We start from the raw sequence: 2191 nt of genomic DNA on the forward strand, positions 1-2191 counted from the left end.
GTGCGGGTGGGCGCGGCGGTGGCCGCGCTGGGGTCGTTGCTGGCCCTGCTGCTGGGCGTGTCGCGGACCACGCTGGCGATGGCCCGGGACGGCCACCTGCCGAGGCCCCTGGCGGCCGTGCACCCGCGCTTCCAGGTGCCGCACCGGGCCGAGCTCGCGGTGGCGGCGGTGGTCGTGGTGGTGGCGGCCACGGTGGATCTGCGGGGCGCGATCGGGTTCTCGTCGTTCGGGGTGCTGCTGTACTACGCGATCGCCAACGCCTCCGCGTGGACGCTCAACCGGTCGGCCGCCGCCCGCGTCATTCCCGGTGCGGGGCTGGTCGGCTGCATGGTGCTGGCCTTCACGCTGCCGGCCGCCTCGGTGGCCGCGGGCGCCGGTGTCGTCGTGGTCGGGGCGCTCATTCACGCGGTCCGGCGGACACTGGTGAAGTAGGCCTCTGCCGGATCCGTCGTCCGCACGACGTCCGACGACGTACATGAGCGAAGGGGTACGACCGTGAAGCCGGTCAATCTGGTGCTCAACATCCTGTGGGTCGTGTTCTGCGGGTTCTGGATGGCGCTCGGCTATCTGGTCGCCGCGCTGATCAGCTTCGTGCTGATCGTCACCATCCCGTTCGGCATCGCGGCGCTGCGGCTGGCGGGGTACGCCCTGTGGCCGTTCGGGCGCACCACGGTGCCCAAGCCCACGGCGGGCGTGGGGTCGGCGATCGGGAACGTGGTGTGGGTGATCGTGGCCGGCTGGTGGCTGGCCCTCGAGCACCTGGTGCTCAGCATCCCGCTGTTCGTCTCGATCATCGGCATCCCGTTCGGCTGGGCGAACCTCAAGATGATCCCGATCTCGCTGATGCCGCTCGGTTCGGAGATCGTTCCCGTGGAGCAGGCCGAGCGGGCGCGGGTGGACGACCGCCGCTGGTGACCGCGGGCTTGCGGCGCGTGCGTGCGGCGCGGGCATGCACAGCGGGCATGCACGGCGGGCATGCCCGGCGGCTGAGAGCCCGCCGAGGGCCGCAGCCGGCCGAAGAGCTGCCTGGGCCGCCGCGTCCGCGGGCGGGAAACCGGCCGGGCAGCCGCGCCGGCGGGCGGGAAACCGGCCGCGGGGGTCAGCCCCGGCCGCCGCCCATGGTCTCCAGGCGGGCGATGCGCTCGGCCATGGGCGGGTGGGTGGAGAAGAGCTTGGAGAGGCCCTGGCCGGGGCGGAACGGGTTGGCGATCATCATGTGGCTGGCCGTCTCGATCTTCGGTTCCGGCGGCAGCGGCAGCGCCTTCGTGCCGGCCTCCAGCTTGCGCAGCGCGCTGGCCAGGGCCAGCGGATCGCCGGTGAGGCGGGCTCCGTCGGCGTCGGCCGCGTACTCCCGGGAGCGGCTGATGGCGAGCTGGATGACGGACGCGGCGAGCGGGCCGAGCAGCATGATCAGCAGCATGCCGAGCAGGCCGGGGCCGTCGTCGTCGTCCGAACGGCCGATCGGGATCAGCCAGGCGAAGTTCACCAGGAACATGATCACCGAGGCGAGCGCGCCGGCGACCGACGAGGTGAGGATGTCCCGGTTGTAGACGTGGCTGAGCTCGTGCCCGATCACGCCGCGCAGCTCACGCTCGTCGAGGATGCGCAGGATGCCGTCGGTGCAGCAGACCGCGGCGTTGCGTGGGCTGCGGCCGGTGGCGAAGGCGTTGGGCGCGTCGGTCGGCGAGATGTAGAGCCGGGGCATGGGCCGACGGGCCTGTATGGAGAGCTCGCGGACGATCCGGTAGAGGCCGGGGGCCTCGAACTCGCTGACCGGGCGGGCCCGCATGGCGCGCAGGGCGAGCTTGTCGCTGTTCCAGAAGGCGTAGGCGTTGGTGGCCAGCGCCACGAGGATGGCGACGATCAGGCCGTTGCGGCCGAAGAAGCCGCCGATGACGATGATGAGCGCCGACAGTCCCCCGAGGAGGACCGCTGTCCTGAGTCCGTTGTGCCGACGGTGCACGGTACGCCCTCCAAGTGGTGCGGCGGGGGGAGCCCCTGGTGCGGCGCGTCCAGTGGACCCTTACGTACAGGTCAACGCGGTGCGGGCGGTCGCAGTTCCCCACGCCGGTCGTGGGTGGAGTACCCCGGCGCGGCGCGGTCGCACGTGGTTCGGCGGCACCGGCGTGGCGCGGGCGCGGACGGTGTGGAGGGACCGGCGTGGACAGGGTGCGCGCGTCCCGCAGGGGCG

General features: G+C 72.8%; 3 protein-coding genes. 2 read left to right on the forward strand and 1 reads right to left on the reverse strand.

What is annotated here, in order from left to right; genetic code table 11:
• Both ACOV8S_RS17570 and ACOV8S_RS17575 read left to right on the forward strand, forming a co-directional pair.
• The coding region (locus ACOV8S_RS17570) for an amino acid permease (RefSeq protein ID WP_448318704.1) at positions 1-432 on the forward strand (432 nt) is incomplete at its 5' end.
• Between the two features lie 63 nt (positions 433-495).
• Positions 496-915: a YccF domain-containing protein gene (locus tag ACOV8S_RS17575; RefSeq protein WP_448318705.1), complete on the forward strand. Its 420-nt coding sequence runs from the start codon at positions 496-498 to the stop codon at positions 913-915.
• Between the two features lie 184 nt (positions 916-1099).
• Here the strand turns inward: ACOV8S_RS17575 and htpX are convergent, their stop codons facing one another.
• Positions 1100-1963, reverse strand: a complete 864-nt coding sequence (gene htpX, locus ACOV8S_RS17580) for a zinc metalloprotease HtpX (RefSeq protein ID WP_448318706.1) — start codon at positions 1961-1963, stop codon at positions 1100-1102.
• Between the last annotated feature and the right edge of the window lie 228 nt (positions 1964-2191).

This window comes from Streptomyces sp. CO7 (assembly GCF_053474865.1).